This window comes from Streptomyces sp. NRRL WC-3618, assembly GCF_001280005.1.
Lineage (GTDB): Bacteria > Actinomycetota > Actinomycetes > Streptomycetales > Streptomycetaceae > Streptomyces.
This window is the reverse complement of sequence record NZ_LGDW01000245.1, coordinates 1-1,168: the sequence shown is the minus strand read 5'-3', so window position 1 is coordinate 1,168 and position 1,168 is coordinate 1. Positions and strand designations below refer to the sequence as shown.

The following is a 1,168-nucleotide window of genomic DNA, read 5'->3' as shown; positions in this document are numbered from 1 at the left end:
CCTGTTCCCAGAAGACGACCGGCTTGGTGTGCGGGTTGTCGACGCGGAAGATCCGCACCCCGTGCGCCATCCAGTGCCGCAGCACCCGCACCGTCTCCGCGACCAGACCGGGCAGGTCGGCGTCGAAGGCGATGGGGTAGATGTCCTGGTACTTCTTCGGCGGGTTCTCCGCGTACGCGATCGTCCCGTCGGGGCGGTGATGGAACCACTGGGGATGCTTGTGCACCCAGGGATGGTCAGGCGAGCACTGCAGCGCGAAGTCCAGCGCCACTTCCATCCCGTGCCGGCCCGCCTCCGCGACGAAGAAGGCGAAGTCGTCCAGGGTGCCCAGATCCGGGTGGACGGCGTCATGACCGCCGTCCTCCGAGCCGATCGCCCACGGCACCCCCACATCCTGCGCGGACGCGGACAGCGTGTTGTTGGGGCCCTTGCGGAAGGTGCGCCCGATCGGATGGATCGGCGGCAGATACACGACGTCGAAACCCATTCCCGCGATCGCCGGCAACCGCCGTGCCGCCGACCTGAACGTCCCGTGCGGCCGCTCCGGCGTGCCCTCGGACCGGGGAAAGAACTCGTACCACGCCCCGTACAGCGCCCGCTCCCGCTCCACCACCAGCGCCAACGCCTCACTCGACGTCACCAGCTCACGCAACGGATACCGACGCAGCACCTTGTCCACCGCCGGGGACAGAGCCGACGCGAGCCGTTCCGCGACGGGGAGGGAGTCGTCGCCCAGGGCCTGGGCGGCGGCCAGCACGACAGCGCGGGCCGCCCGTTTCGGCACACAGGCGGCGGCCCGCTCGTACAGCAGCGCGCCCTCCTCCAGCATCAGCCCGACGTCGATCCCGGCCGGAATCTTGATGCCGGCGTGGTGCCGCCAGGTGCTGATCGGGTCGCCCCACGCCTCGACCCGATAGGTCCAGTGGCCCGTGGTGTCCGGGGTGACGTCCGCGCCCCAGCGGTCGCTGCCCGGGGCGAGTTCGCGCATCGGCGTCCAGGGGCCCGGTCGGCCCGTCGCGTCGCAGAGCACGACGTTCGCGCCGACCGCGTCATGGCCCTCGCGGAAGACCGTCGCGGTGACCTGGAAGGTCTCTCCCACGACGGCCTTCGCCGGGCGTCTGCCGCTGTCGACGGCCGGGCGCACATCCCGCACCGGGATGCGGCCGAT

At 71.3% G+C, this 1,168-nt stretch carries 1 protein-coding gene; it reads right to left on the bottom strand.

The genetic code is table 11. The annotated features are described in order from the left end of the window. A partial coding sequence (locus ADL01_RS21440) for a maltotransferase domain-containing protein (protein ID WP_159049589.1) occupies positions 1-1,168 on the bottom strand: 1,168 nt, incomplete at both ends.